Source organism: Bartonella sp. HY406 (genome assembly GCF_025449315.1).
Classification (GTDB): domain Bacteria; phylum Pseudomonadota; class Alphaproteobacteria; order Rhizobiales; family Rhizobiaceae; genus HY038.
Genome location: NZ_CP104893.1, coordinates 125,833 through 140,536, shown reverse-complemented (window position 1 = coordinate 140,536; position 14,704 = coordinate 125,833). Strand labels below are relative to the sequence as shown.

General features: G+C 40.0%; 10 protein-coding genes. 3 read left to right on the top strand and 7 right to left on the bottom strand.

Translation table 11 applies throughout. The features are described from left to right. Window positions 1–70: 70 nt before the first annotated feature. From N6B01_RS00570 to N6B01_RS00560, 3 genes are all read right to left on the bottom strand, one after another. On the bottom strand, window positions 71–1,507 hold the full coding sequence (locus tag N6B01_RS00570) for an FAD-binding oxidoreductase (RefSeq protein ID WP_262079420.1): 1,437 nt from the start codon (window positions 1,505–1,507) through the stop codon (window positions 71–73). 1,129 nt (window positions 1,508–2,636) lie between these two features. Beyond that, window positions 2,637–3,272: an ankyrin repeat domain-containing protein gene (locus N6B01_RS00565; protein ID WP_262080686.1), complete on the bottom strand. Its 636-nt coding sequence runs from the start codon at window positions 3,270–3,272 to the stop codon at window positions 2,637–2,639. A 210-nt stretch (window positions 3,273–3,482) separates the two neighbouring features. Then, window positions 3,483–5,585 (bottom strand): ATP-binding protein, encoded by a 2,103-nt coding sequence (locus N6B01_RS00560; RefSeq protein ID WP_262079419.1) that lies wholly within the window; start codon window positions 5,583–5,585, stop codon window positions 3,483–3,485. Between the two features lie 221 nt (window positions 5,586–5,806). Here N6B01_RS00560 and N6B01_RS00555 point away from each other — a divergent pair, with 221 nt between their 5' ends. From N6B01_RS00555 to queE, 3 genes are all read left to right on the top strand, one after another. Then, window positions 5,807–7,327, top strand: coding sequence for a metallophosphoesterase family protein (locus N6B01_RS00555; protein ID WP_262079418.1), 1,521 nt, complete (start codon window positions 5,807–5,809; stop codon window positions 7,325–7,327). 171 nt (window positions 7,328–7,498) lie between these two features. Then, window positions 7,499–7,867 carry a 6-carboxytetrahydropterin synthase QueD gene (queD, locus tag N6B01_RS00550; RefSeq protein WP_262079417.1) on the top strand — a complete coding sequence of 123 codons (369 nt, stop codon included), beginning with the start codon at window positions 7,499–7,501 and terminating at the stop codon, window positions 7,865–7,867. Between the two features lie 12 nt (window positions 7,868–7,879). After that, window positions 7,880–8,602: a 7-carboxy-7-deazaguanine synthase QueE gene (gene queE, locus N6B01_RS00545; protein ID WP_262079416.1), complete on the top strand. Its 723-nt coding sequence runs from the start codon at window positions 7,880–7,882 to the stop codon at window positions 8,600–8,602. A 153-nt stretch (window positions 8,603–8,755) separates the two neighbouring features. Here the strand turns inward: queE and acs are convergent, their stop codons facing one another. The 4 genes from acs to N6B01_RS00525 all read right to left on the bottom strand — a co-directional run bounded on the left by acs (window position 8,756) and on the right by N6B01_RS00525 (window position 14,217). After that, window positions 8,756–10,705, bottom strand: a complete 1,950-nt coding sequence (gene acs / locus N6B01_RS00540) for an acetate--CoA ligase (protein WP_262079415.1) — start codon at window positions 10,703–10,705, stop codon at window positions 8,756–8,758. A 414-nt stretch (window positions 10,706–11,119) separates the two neighbouring features. Next, a complete protein-coding gene (gene lpxK, locus N6B01_RS00535) occupies window positions 11,120–12,124 on the bottom strand; it encodes a tetraacyldisaccharide 4'-kinase (RefSeq protein ID WP_262079414.1) in 1,005 nt (334 codons plus the stop codon). Window positions 12,125–12,128: 4 nt separating this feature from the next. After that, complete coding sequence (locus N6B01_RS00530) at window positions 12,129–13,457, bottom strand: 3-deoxy-D-manno-octulosonic acid transferase (RefSeq protein WP_262079413.1); 1,329 nt, start codon at window positions 13,455–13,457, stop codon at window positions 12,129–12,131. Window position 13,458: 1 nt separating this feature from the next. After that, complete coding sequence (locus N6B01_RS00525) at window positions 13,459–14,217, bottom strand: lysophospholipid acyltransferase family protein (RefSeq protein WP_182418405.1); 759 nt, start codon at window positions 14,215–14,217, stop codon at window positions 13,459–13,461. Between the last annotated feature and the right edge of the window lie 487 nt (window positions 14,218–14,704).

Genomic DNA, 14,704 nt, shown 5'->3' with positions numbered 1-14,704 from the left:
CCTCACTTAGTTTTGCTCTCCCCTCATCACAATCATGAAAGCTTTGAGCTTATTTTTACAAAGACATTTATTACATATCCGGCAGCAACACACCCGGATTCATTATATTTTTTGCATCAAAGGCTGATTTAATTGCCCGCATCATTTTTAATTCTACATCAGATTTAAAATGTGCCATTTCAGGTAAATGCATGCGCCCTATGCCATGCTCAGCGCTAAATGTTCCCTTATAAGACAAAGCCGCTTCATCAACCGCACGCCTAAGGCGTTGTGCTAATTGGTCACGATTTTCACATTTTTCCCAAACATCAAAAGATAAAAATGGAATAAAATGAATATTGCCATCACCAAGATGTGCAACAATGATAATTGGTAGGTTTTCTATGATTGCATGAACATTGGTTGTGGCATCTTCGATAAAATTAACGATAGCCGACAAAGGCACAGCGCAATCTGTTGTAAGCCCAATACCCGCCTTTTTATTTGCCTCCGAAACGCTATGACGAATTTCCCATAAATCAAAATACTGTTTTTGGCTTAAAGCAATGATCGCATCATCAACCAATTCATTTTCAAAAGCTTGTTCTAAAACAGTTTGTAGAAGGTCATTTAGTGCGGCATCGGATGTATTGTCCGATAATTCGATTAACAAATGCCAATTATGGCGTTCTTGCAGCGGAGAGCGGCGGTCTGCCACAAATTCAACCACCAAATCTAATTGGAAGTCATTCATCAATTCAAAAGCCGAGAGTTTTGCCCCACATGCCTGCTGAAAAAGCGGCAATAATTTTAAAACACTATCCAATGAAGAAAAGCCGAGCCATGCAAGCGCATGATTATGCGGCAAAGGGTGTAATTTTAATACTGCCTTGGTTATTATGCCAAGCGTACCTTCAGCGCCAATAAATAATTGTTTTAAATCATAGCCGGTATTATTTTTGCGCAAACCATTAAGCCCCGACCAGATACTACCATCGGCAAGAACAACTTCTAAGCCCAAGACATTTTCACGGGTATTGCCATAACGCAAAACCGATGTGCCACCGGCATTGGTTGCAATTGTGCCACCTATTTGGCATGAACCTTCCGCACCAAGGCTTATTGGATAATAGCGATCAACTTCTTTGGCTGCGTCATGGATATTTGCTAAAATACAGCCAGCCTCGACCTCGATAGTATTGCCAATAACATCTACATTTAAAATGCGATTGAGCCGCTTTAAGCCGATAATCACTGCCTGTTTGCCACTATCATCGGCATTTTGTGGAACTGATCCTCCACAAAGACTGGTATTGCCACCTTGTGGCACAACGGCAATATCCAGCTCATAGCATAGTTTTAAAACCTTGCTTAGCTCATCCGTATTAGCGGGATACAAAATGCAAAGGGCCTCCCCCTCATATCTGCCGCGCCAATCCTGCGCAGCTATTGCAATTTCATCCCTATCGGTAACGACAGCCTGAGTGCCAATCAGCTTTGTTACATGATCAATAAATGCTCTTCCCATTTTAATCTCATTGCGATTAATGTAACTGCAATAAGAATACATCAATGAAAATGAATTACAATACTAATTTTTTTATAAACAGCTTATCTTCATTTTTTTCATCTCACCGCGAGAAATTTTTGATGTTTTACCCATGCAAAAATCCACCATGTTTAAAAACACAATGGTCAAAAATAGGTAGGCCTAAAACAACCAATAGCCTCACACTTTGATGTTGATCTAGCTAAAGAATAATTTTTGCAGCGAGGCTCAATCGGGTTAACATCCAATGAGAGCATAAATATCTTTGTTATTGTTTTATATTATATTTCGCGGCACAATAATTAATCCACTTTTGTATACGACTATTTTTGCTTTTTTCAGATAATTGGCCACTCAGTTCTATGCTGTAAGCAGTAATGTCGTCTTTTTTGATGGAACGGTCCAATTTTACCCCGTTATAAACACATTGATTATATTTGTTGCACAATGAAGTATTCTGTTGGCACCCTTTGTCAAGAAGATGAGCTAAAGAAACAACCCTTAGGATGCGATCGACATCTAATGCACATGCGCTGCATATCAATAAACTTCCAATAAATAGCATGTGCAATATTTTACGCATAATATTTCCTTTAAATGATTTGAATAAAAGCCAAGCATTGATGGAACTGGATCGTGTTTATCACGCCTTGTTTTTTTAAACTTAGGTATTGCTTTTTTATAAATATATAATGCCACTTTAAAGTGGCTATACTTTGTCACTTATAGTGTTAATCGGTTTTTTTAATAAAAAATTTAAGTGTTTTGTTAATTGGCCGCTATTGGTATTTGGATTTTGATAATCCATTTATATATTATTGCGATTTTCCACATACTAATAATTTTGGCTTTGTCGCATATCTTCGCATATCTATGAAGGAAAGTCATTCGGGTTATATTTCTTGTGCATCGGGAAATATATCATCAAGCATGTTGTCCCATCGCTTATCGAAATTACTCAGGCCAATCGACTAGTTTTGGCGATCATCAAATTCAAATAACAGTTTTATTTTATGGTGGCTTCTATGGATAGCAGTTTTCCATTTAATCCATGGCTTATCGCCTTCAAGTCGCGTAATGTCTTGAAGGCTGTGAAATAGATGAAGCTTTACCCTTGGACTTTTTCAAGAATGGCGACAATGTCCTTTTGGCCTTTTTGTTTTGCATGATCTAAGGCGGTGACACCATTTTTATCAGCAATTTTTGCATCTGCGCCATGATCTAATAAAATCTTGGTAATTTCGACATAATTTTTGCTACCATCGCCAAGAATGACCGTTTCTAGCAATGCCGTCCAACCAAGATTATTGACGTGATTGACATCAACGCCTGCTTCCAGCAAAGCTTTTACCGTTTCAACATGGCCGCGTTCACAAGCAGGAATAAGCGCTGTTCCGCCATAGCGATTAAGACTTTCCACATCTGCGCCATGTTCAAGGGTTAGGCGCAATATTTCTAAATGCCCACGTGCACCAGCATAAAGATAAGCACTATCTTGAATTTTATCCTTAGCATTGACGTCCGCACCCGCCAAAATCAACATGCGAGCAATGTCAATATCATTATCGCGGGTAGCAATCAATAAAGGAGTAGAACCATCGCTATCACGTGTTTCAAGCGAAGCACCAGAGTTTATCAACGCTTCAACTTTTGCTTTGTCATGCTTTTTAACCGCTTGAATAAGCTGGCTTTCTATTGGTTTTAAACTTCTTGCCATAGCTGATCCTCCCCAAGCGATTGACATGATACCAAGCCCTAGGCATAGAGCTTTCAACATATTCTTGACCATTTTAAAATTTCTCCTCACAACATTAAAATCTAAGAATATAGCATGGATGTAAATTGCGGGTAGTCTACAGATTATAGACAGTTTGTTTGTTAAATGAATGACAAAGCCGCATTTTAACAAAGTCTATTTTTACAAAATGCGGCTCGCTTCAAAGGTTAGTTACGCTCACGTGCCATTCATCAATAATAATGATTGAATGGATGCTTCTTTTTTCATTTCAATTTCAGTCTTTAGCATTTGCGCAATGGCTTCAATATCTTCAACCGCCAATATATCGCATTTACGGGCAACAACGGCAAAATCACCAATGGTCAGTTGTGTTAATCCCAATACACTATCGGGCGCATCACTTTTGAAATAGCGTTTAAAAGCAAATTGAATTTGGTCATAATTTAATGGCAAAAATTCAATTTTAAACAAAAACCGTCTAAAGACCGCAGGGTCTAGCCGCTCAACCAGATTGGTTGTCACTGCAAAAGGCAAAGGGTGGCTTTCCATCCAAGTCAGCATTTCATTAACCTGACTAACTTCCCAACTGCGAATAGCACCTTCGCGATTAAATAACAGCGAATCTGCTTCATCAATGATCAAGAATTCATTATTTTCAGCAACCTGCTTGAAGATGTTGGCGATGTTTTCTTCACTACCACCAACCCACATGCTTAAAATATCTGATGCGCGCTTATGGGCAACTTTCATGCCAAGCCTATCAGCCAAATGACGGGCAAAAAGTGATTTTCCTGTGCCTGATGCTCCCATAAACAAAAAGGATAATGGCTTTGGCCCGAGATGAACAATTTTTTCGACCAATTGCTTTAAATCCGCATTTGAATTGGCAAGCTCAATCTCGAAATTTTTTGCCTGTGCTTTATCCTTATCTAAAGCGTGAGGTACTTCACCGCCAAGCGCCTTAAACACCGAATGAACAGCAGAAACGGCCATGCGCCCATCACCGCCGCCCAAAGCCGCCGCTCTTAGGCCGCTTGCAAAAAGCGCAGGTGCTGCGGGTATCTTACTCAAAATCTCAAAGCTTTCACTATCAAGACGAACACCGTTTTTCTCAGCTTCTTGAGTAATAATCCGTTCGCGAATGACTTTTGCTGGCTTTGGAAATTCAATAATACGCAGCATACGACGCAAAATAGTTTCGCCAAGCTTTTCCAAGTCATTAACAATCCAAACTACTGGAATTTCGCTGCTTTCAACCAGCCTATTCATAAAGACTTTGGAACCAGCGCGACCACGTGGATCATAATTATCAATGCCGGCAAAAATATCATCAGCCTCATCAACAATGGCAACAACCCGACCTGCTTTTTTGCCAAGGGCAGACAAAAGCGATAAATGCACAAGACGTTCATAGCGCGATGGATCGGTTTTATTATCATCGCTTGCTTCACCAATAAAAGCAGCGCGTGCATCACTATGCTCGGCTAGAAGCTTGGCAAATTCAGTTTTACCGGTACCTGGGGCGCCATAAAGCAATATGCCAACGCCTTTTGCGCCCTTATCAAGACTACCACTTAATATACGAATAGCATCATCGCAATCTTGCGCCAAAAAATCATAATCGCTAAGGCTTAAGGTGGGTTTGGTTTGCAAGCCAACCAATTGGTTGCAAAGCTCGTCCATCTCAAAGCTTTCACCTTCAACGATCTTGATCAAAAGCTCAGATACGGTGCAGCTATCGCCATGGCGATCCTTAATCAGCCCCATTTGTATAAGGTTTGAATCATCGCGCAATAATTCACGCATTTGCATGATATTTTTACCAAGCACATCAGAAAGGTGCTTAAAATCTGGTTCACTGCGTAACCAACTATTATCATCAAAAGCTGATATCATTTTCATCAGTGGCAAAAACCGAACAAAGCGATAAACTGCATTTATAACAGCAACTTCATCACCATCTAATTTTAATATATCGGCGAGAATATCAAGACGCTTTTGCAAGTTTGATAGTCTAGGAACTGGCTGCTTTTGTTGAAAAATGGACGGCGTCAATGTTAAGCGAAAATCATCAATAGATAAACTCCCCTCTTCCAGCTTGACCATGCGATTAAATTCTGGAATCGAGAGACCTAATATAAGGTGATATTCCTCATACCAATTTAAAATTTCCTGATTAATTACATATTTATTGCGCTTCTTTGTACCATGCAAAATCCGCAAAAAATAATAGCCAATCATATAATATTCATAAGCATCGTCCCATAAATTAGCAGTATTTTGAGGCTGTTCTTGTTTATTAATTATATTATCCTGCATTATATCCTCTTTTTTCATGAGGGTGTCCTACCTAAGAAATATGACAAAATTTGTTATGGTCGAAACAAATTCGCTTTAAAACTGAGAGATAATAAAATAATTTGTACAATTTTTACTTGCTAAGACGTAGTTTCTTGGCCATTGTTAGCTTTCAATATCAAGCGTTACCGCCTTTATAAGACAGAATATTACTATTTTATAGTGAAAATAGAGGAATTTTCATGCAAAAAATAGCAATTTTATCCGATATCCATTTGCATGATATTTATTTTGGCTATGGTCTTTTTGAAGCAGGCAGTGGCGATCTTGGTTTACGTAGCTTAAAAGATAGCATGGCTTCCACCCGCGTTTTTAATGAAAGTATTGCCGCTCTTAACAACGCTCTTAATGATATTCAAAAACGCGGCATTAAACATGTGGTGCTACTTGGTGATTTAACCGATGATGGACAAGCCCCCAATTATCAAGCATTAAAAAATATTCTCGATAAAATGTCCTTGCGCTATCAAATGCATTTTTATGCGCTTTTTGGCAATCATGACTGTTTTGACGACCAAGGAAAGCTACTTGAAAAATGGTTAGTGAAAGCCAGTGATCAACAGGGCATTCATGTAACCGGTAACAAGCAAGCGGAAGGCCATGTATTTTATAGCCCCGACATGGTGTGCTCGACAAAAGCCCAAGCACTAGAATACACAAAGCATTGGGGTATGGGCGAAAGCCCAAATTTTATTTACCACGAAACGCCTAAAAAATGGCTGCAAGCATCGGCGAAAAACACTGATGATTATAGTTTTTTAGCAAGTGATAGTTCTTATTTACTTGAAATAGAAGATGATATTTGGCTTATTTTATTGGATGGCAATATTGTACGGCAAGATAGGACAGGCAAATATATTTTGCATGCTAATGCTGCTTGGCAAAAAACGCTTGAATATCGCCCCTATATTGAAGGTTGGATTGCCGATATCGTAAGGCGCGGCAAGCAAAAAGGCAAAACAGTTTTGGCTTTTTCCCATTACCCAATGGTTGGTTTTCCGCGCCATGAACAAACAAATATGCTAGCAGGCGGTGTAAGCTGGGCAAAACGTATGCCAGCCTTAGCCTTTAGTGAAAAATTAGCAAAAACTGGTCTTTGCTATCATTTTAGCGGTCATATGCATGCTCTTGGCCATTCGCAATTTAATAACCTCCATAATTATGCCATGCCTTCAACTGTAAGCTTTCCCGCAGGTTATGGTATCATTGAAATTGATAATGGCAACATCACTATTAACGCCATTTTGCTTGAAAATGTTGAAAATTTCGAAATTGCCTTTCCACTTTATAAAAATGAACGCAACAGCCATTTTAAAGATACCGATTTTATCGGAGATTACCAAGGCTTTCTTTTATCTTCTATCCGTCATTTAATTGACCATAAATATTTAAAACGCGATTGGCCCCATGATTTTCTAGACATCAAAGAGCAATTGCTTATCGCATTCATATCACCCCGCGCACTGCTTTATCGATCGGTACCGCAAAAATTAACAATCTACCAATGCCTTATTGATTATTATCTTTTGCTTTTTGGCTCCTATTTCGCACTGCCCTATATAGATGAGGAAAATATAGATTTTTATCAAAGCCTGCCGGTATGCTTTAACGCAGAAGAATTTCTAAAAAATGAGCAGTCTTTTATCTCACTAATCGATTTCTTAGGGATTATGAGCAAGCAAGCAAAATCTTTTGCCGCTTAAAAGCCTTTACTTTTTGCTGTGCTAATGATAATGGCCAGCTTACGGTCGCAGCCTACCCGTTTAAAACAAGGACAACATTATGCTTAGAGTAAACTATGCGGTACCCCATACCGCTGGCATTGCTATTAATGCCGCAATTAAACCACGTTTTGACATAAGGTGGTTTGAACTATGTTTATAATTTCCAAAGAATTTCATTTTTCCGCATCGCATCAGTTGACAGCCTTACCGCAAAGTCACCCATGCGCCCGTTTACATGGCCATAATTATATTGTGGTCATTGAACTTGCCGCAGAAGATCTTGATGATTTTGGCTTTGTTGTTGATTATCGAGAACTGGCTTTTGCTAAAAAAATCATTGATGATGAATATGACCATCGACATTTAAATGATGTTTTAGGCCATGATCGTGTCACAGCTGAAAATCTTGCCCGCCATTTTTATGAGCGTTTCAAACCGCAATGCCCACAAATAAATGCGGTTAGAGTAAGTGAAACACCAAAAACTTGGGCTAAATATTGCCCCAAGCATGACGATTAACGGTATTGATCAATGACTGATACAATTCGCATTTGCGAAATTTTTGGCCCCACCATTCAAGGTGAGGGCGTACTTATTGGCATGCCAACGGTTTTTGTGCGTACTGGTGGCTGTGATTATCGTTGCGACTGGTGTGATACGCTTTATGCGGTTGAAAGTAGCTATCGCCAGCAATGGCAGCCAATGACAAGCAGCACTATATTAAACGAAGTTGAAAAACTATCCAATGGTCGTTCTATTATGGTGTCCTTATCGGGTGGTAATCCTGCTATTCAACCGCTTGATAATCTTATTCATACTGGCAAAGAACGCGGTCATTCCTTTGCAATGGAAACCCAAGGCTCTATCGTCAAACCATGGTTTAAAGATCTTGATTGGCTGGTTTTAAGCCCCAAACCACCATCTAGCAAAATGCAATGCGACCGTACTATTTTAAAATCTGCAATAAAAGCTGCTAAAAATACCAAAGTCGTTTTGAAATTTGTCGTTTTCGATGATGTAGATTACCAATTTGCGCGATCAATTGGTGAGGAGTTTTGCGATATAGATATTTATTTGCAGCCCGGCAATCACACGCCGCCGCAACCGCAAGACCTTGATGGTGAAATTGATACGAATGGCATCTTAAATCGCATGGAATGGCTAATTGACCGTGTCTGCCTAGATGGTTGGTTTAAAGCCCATGTCTTGCCGCAACTGCATGTTTTGATATGGGGCAATAAACGTAGCGTTTAAAGATGAATACTATACAAAAATTCTTTCGATCGGAATATGTGGAATAATAATTACAATTCTGTAGCTATAGAATGTCAATCTGCATTAGCAAAGTTGACATTCTATTTTATAAAACTCTATGCAAAACCATTGCACAGTTTTGCATGAGATTTCTTAGCCAATTGCTTTGCGCCCAGCAATCAAGTCATCCACAACGGCGGGATCGGCAAGGGTTGATGTATCACCAAGGCTTTCAAATTCATTTTCAGCAATTTTACGCAAGATACGCCGCATAATTTTGCCCGAACGGGTTTTTGGCAAGCCAGGTGCAAATTGAATTTTATCAGGTGTTGCAATTGGTCCGATATCTTTGCGCACATGTTGGATAAGCTCTTGGCGTAGTGCATCGGTTGGTTCAATGCCTTCCATCAAAGAAACATAGCAATAAATGCCTTGACCTTTGATTGCATGGGGGAAGCCAACAACTGCAGCCTCTGCCACCGAGTGATCAGAAACCAGTGCGGATTCAACTTCTGCAGTACCAAGGCGGTGACCAGACACATTAAGCACGTCATCCACACGACCAGTTAGCCAATAATAGCCATCTTCATCGCGCCGACAGCCATCACCAGAAAAATATTTTCCCTTATAGGTGGAAAAATAGGTTTCAACAAAACGCTCATGATCTTTATAGATACTGCGCATTTGCCCCGGCCAAGAATCGGAAATGCAAAGATTACCTTCACCCGCCCCTTCAAGAACATTGCCTTCTGCATCAACAATATCAAGCTTCACGCCAAAAAACGGCTTAGTTGCTGAACCGGGTTTAAGATCGGTTGCCCCCGGTAATGGCGTAATCATGTGGCCGCCAGTTTCCGTCTGCCACCATGTGTCAATTACCGGACAACGACCATCACCAACCACGTTATAATACCATTCCCAAACTTCAGGATTGATTGGCTCGCCCACTGTGCCAAGAATACGCAGGCTTGTACGCCTTGAGCGGGTGACAAACTCATCCCCTGCCCCCATTAACGAGCGAATTGCCGTAGGCGCCGTATAAAAAATATTGACTTTATGCTTATCAACTACCTCCCAAAAACGGGCATTATCCGGAAAATTGGGCACACCTTCAAACATTAAGGTTGTAGCACCATTACATAATGGCCCATAAACAAGATAAGAATGTCCTGTAATCCAACCAGCGTCAGCCGTACACCAGTAAACTTCATTAGGATGATAATCAAAAACATATTCATGGGTCATAGATGCATAAACAAGATAACCACCAGTAGTATGTAACACACCTTTTGGCTTACCAGTTGAGCCAGATGTATAAAGAATGAATAATGGATCTTCCGCCTTCATTTTGGCAGGTGGACAATCACCCTTCACATCAACCATTTCTTCATGATACCAGATATCGCGACCTGGCGCCCAACCAATTTTACCACCGGTTCGGCGCACCACCAGTACTTGATTGACAATAGTATATTGGCGAGCAGCAATATCAATCGCAAGATCAACATTTTCTTTCAAATGAATGGGCTTGCCACCGCGTACACCCTGATCTGCTGTAATCACAAAGGTTGACTCACAATCCACCAAGCGGCCAGCTAAAGCCTCTGGCGAAAAGCCCGCAAATACAACCGAGTGGATCGCGCCAATACGGGCGCAAGCAAGCATCGCATAGGCAAGCTCTGGAATCATTGGCAAATAAATGGTAACACGGTCACCTTTTTTGACACCGCGTTTTTTCAACACATTGGCAAAGCGGCAAACATTGTCATAAAGTTCGCGATAGGTGATTTTTTTATCAATATAGGGATTGTCACCTTCCCAAATAATTGCCACTTGATCAGCACGGCTTTTCAAATGACGATCAATACAATTATAACTGACATTGGTAACACCATCTTCATACCATTTAATCGATACACGGCCTTTAAAACTGGTATTTTTAACTTTAGTGAATGGCTTATACCAATCTATCCTGCGGCCATGGCGCGACCAGAATGTATCTGGATCCTTGATACTCTCATCATACCATTTGGTATAAGTATCCGCATCAAGCAAAGTATTTTTCTTTATGCTTGATGGCACGGGATAAACTTTATTGGTCATATTTTCCTCCAAAAATGCGCTTGCCACACATGTTGATGATGCAATCCTCATGCATCATTCAAATGGCAATCCTCCAACGCCCAACCTCTAACCGGTCCTCCTACAAACCGTTTCATTAGAGTTCTTTTAAACCATAACCGCTTTTTTTATAAAAAAGAAGAACTAATTTAATTTTCGCAATTTCTTTAAAATTTTTACCTATTTCAAACAAATGATAAATATCAATTTATATAAATAATATATTGATAAAAAACCATTTTTATAAATTAAAAAGTATTTATTAGACTAGTAATTTCATATTTTTTTAAATAAAAACGATCTTTTTTTGAAAAAAAAAATTTAATAAAAAACTTAGATTTTAAACAATAGTAGCAAATTTTAGCGCATTCCAGACTTTATTATTCACTGTCAAAATTAGCGGCTTTTAAATTTTTTAATTGTTTCAGCCAATAGGTCTTGGCCATAATCGGCATGGCTAAAAACCACTTCGACATCGACAATGATCAACTTTTCTAAACTGGCAGCAAATTCTTGATCTTTCAAACGTACATAATCTTTGGCGGTGGTAACCAGCATAAGATCTTTGGTCTTTGCCTCAACAGCAATATTTTTTACCTCGCTAGCGGTAAAAAAATGATGGTCAGCAAAAACACGCTTTTCAACAATAATGCCGCCAAGCTCGCTTACACTTTCAAAAAACTTATCTGGATTGCCAATGCCGGCAAAGGCTAGCAATTTTTTATCCTTTAAATCGACACTGCTTGTTGGTTGTAATTTAGCATTAGTTATCTGCCCGCCATTTATTGGTAAAAACACTGTTTTATCAAATTGCGCTGCTCTATTGCCGATAATAAGAATTTTATCGGTAAATGCCAATTGCATTGCAAGCGGTGCACGTAACGGGCCAGAGGGAAAAACAGCTCCATTACCAATGCCGCGCAATGCATCGACCACCAATAGGCTTAAATTAGGCAATAATTTACGGCTTTGAAACCCATCATCCATTAAAATGATATCACAGCCATGTTCAATCAAAGATTGTGCCGCCAAAAAGCGATCTTGACAAACCGCAACAAGAGCATGGCGCGCTAATAATAAGGGTTCATCGCCGACCTTTGTTGCGTGATCTTTATCAATATCAACAATATGGACATTTTGTACCGAACCACCATGGCCGCGCGTTACAATACCCGGCTTTAGCCCCATAGTTTTCGCCGTCTTTGCAAGGCTTATCGCCACTGGTGTTTTACCAGCTCCGCCAAGGGTAAAATTGCCAATACATAAAACCGGCACATCAACCTTTGGCGCAGAATGACTTTGCATTTTTCTAGCCGCGAAATAACCATAGACCCAAGCAAAGGGGCTTAGTAAAAGGCTTGAAAGGCTGTTATTCTGCCACCAGAATTTTGGTGCCTGCACTTTTTTAATCCCGCTTATTCAACATATTATCAGCTTGGCTTAATTGCGCAGCAAGAGTTAGCGGTTGTAAAAATTTTTCCAATACTTCAAAACAACGCTCTCTTGCCCCACTTAATTGAGTAATGGTTTGGCGGCCAGATTCAATCATCCGCTCACGCACATCGGGCCGTTCCAATAAATGATGAACATAACCGGCAAGCATGGTTGCATCATCAACCAATTGCACTGCTTCATTTTTCATCAAAGCCTGATAGGTTTCTTTAAAATTTTGAATATTGGGACCACTTAATATAGCTGCACCGCTCAAAGCAGGTTCGATAGGATTATGACCGCCCTCGCCGGCTAAGGATTTGCCAACAAAAGCAATTTGAGTAAGGCGCAAATAAAGCCCCATATCGCCAACCGTATCACCTAATAAAATATCAGTCTCATTTGTTGGCATTTGGTCATAGGCTTTACTGGCAAAGGTCAAACCAATATCATCGAAATGACGGGCAATTACAGGCGCTCTTTCTACATGACGCGGCACAATAATTGTCAAAAGCCCAGGATGCTTTTTCAATAGCTTTTTATGCACCTCGGCCGCCATTGCTTCCTCTCCCTCATGGGTTGAGATAGCCGCCCAGACCGGGCGCAAACCAATTGCCTTTTTATAACGCTTAATCTCAGCCGGTTTACCTGGCAAAATAACATCAGCCTTCAAATTGCCCGATACCGATACACGCACTGCACCAAGATCGCGGAAATATCGTGCATCTTCTTCCGTTTGGCAAACCACCGCATCAAATCTTGAAAAGATTTCATAAGCAACGCGTGAGCGTTTTTTCCACGACTTATAAGAACGCTCAGATAAATGGGCATTAAGCATGATTTGCGGAATTTTCCGGTTAGCAAGCTCAAAAATTCGTACTGGCCAAATTTCAGATTCGCAAACAATAGAAATATCTGGCTTCCAATAGTCTAAAAAACGCCTTGTACAAGAGACAATGTCAAGCGGCGCATATTGATGGATAACCCTATCAGCAAAACGCTCATCTGCAAGCCTTGCCGACGCAACTGTCCCAGTTGTCAATAATATATTGATTTTCATCAATAATATACGTTCAACAATTGGAATAAGCGCCATTGTTTCGCCAACACTTGCCGAATGCAGCCAGATTAATGGCCCCAATGGGCGTGGTTTTGTCGCTTTACCAAGCCGTTCGCGCTTACGCTTTAATTCTTCCTTGCCACGTGCTGCACGCATTGACAGATAAAAAGGCGCAAAAGGGCGAAAGCTTGAGCCAAGCCCCCGATAAAATGACAATGCCAGTCTTGCTCTTAAATTTCGCATATCAGCCCCGCTTTTTGTGGTGAAGCTTATCATAAGCCTCAACAGTTAAGCGGTTCATAATTTCTGTAAGTTCCTGTCGTTTTTTTTCCAATAAATCATCATCGGCATCCTCCGGCACAAAAACGGCATCCCCCATGAGAAAAATAGACCGACCAAAAGGCAATGGTATAGCGGTTTTATCCCAAGTTTTCTCCAATATTTTTTCACGCGAAAAAGCATAAATATAAGGAACAATCGGGCGGCCAGATAATTTTGCCAAAAGAATAATACCTTTGCCAGCTTCTCGCGCTGTACCATGGGCAATATCGGCAATCATTGCGGTTGTTTTACCAGCACGCAAAGACTTATTTAAGGTAATGAGCGCACGCGCACCGCCGCGCTCCGCCTTTTGTTTGTCACCGCGCCCACCCGAACCACGCACAGTTTCAAGCCCTAAAACCTCACTTACCCGCGCATTAAGTTCCGCATCCGCCGAACGAGAAAACATGGCAATGATTGTTTCCCCCTTAGGGCGCAAAAATGGCCCCATAATATGGCGACCATGCCAAAAGGTAATAATAAAAGGATTATATTTTTTATGGGCTTCTTTAGGATCATCCGAGTCTTTTAACAATGGATTTGTCCAATAAACCAGCCGTAAATAGGTTGCCATAAAATGCACCAAAAGGGATTTAAAAAATTTTGAATCCTTTAAAGGTTGCCGAATTTTACGCCATAAACGTTTTGAAAAGGGATCTTTAGAGGGTTGGTTATTATCCATATTACAATCTTAATCTTATTCCATTTGTTAATGGCCTAGTTCAACAACACACTAGGCTATCAATCGATTCGATGTTTTGGCGCCCATTCTTGTAAATGAGAATCGCAAAAGCCATGCTTTTTTACTGTGATGCATCATCAAATGCAAAATTTGTATCAATTTTTTGTAAAAAATTTGTTTTTAATAAAACAGAACGCTTTTGTCTTTACGCGATTAAACATGGATTGTCATCCAGCAGTTACCAATACAAAATAATTTAACAATCCTATTGTTAAAATTCAATAGATCTCTATTTGCAGTATCTCAAACATATTATCTCAGCTCTAAGCATTGGCATGAATAAAATTTTGCAATTATGACAAATAATTCACGAGCAAAATTTTAAAAAATATGTTTAAACGCAATTAGGCTAAACTAGGGCTTCTTTGACTTAGCTTAAAATAAAACCGCTTTAATAATAAAACAATTGAACAACAATCAAATATTT